Raw genomic sequence first — 287 nt, forward strand, 5'->3', positions numbered from 1 at the left:
GTGAGGGTGACGTTAATGTTGGTGGTGTTGACGCCATCTGAGGCGCCGACGACTAAATTGTGCACGTTCGCCAGGGCTTCAAAGTCATTGGCGACGGCGGCCACGCCCGCTGGGGTCAAGCTGATAACACCGGTCACGGGGTCAATCTCAAACCAAGCGTCATCATTGCCGCTGACGATGCTGTAGGTCACTGGCGTGCCTTCTGGATCGGTGGCATTGACGGTGCCAATCACGGTGCTGTCGCTGCTGTTTTCATTGTAGCTAAAGTTGTAGCTGGTTTCGCCCAC

The 287-nt window shown here is 56.4% G+C and carries 1 protein-coding gene; it reads right to left on the reverse strand.

Translation table 11 applies throughout. From position 1 onward, the window contains the following. On the reverse strand, positions 1-287 hold a 287-nt coding region (locus H5114_RS20285; protein WP_182723889.1), incomplete at both ends, for a cadherin repeat domain-containing protein.

Origin of the sequence: Shewanella sp. SR43-8, from assembly GCF_014163775.1 — a bacterium.
In the GTDB taxonomy this organism is placed as follows: Bacteria; Pseudomonadota; Gammaproteobacteria; order Enterobacterales; family Shewanellaceae; genus Shewanella; species Shewanella vesiculosa.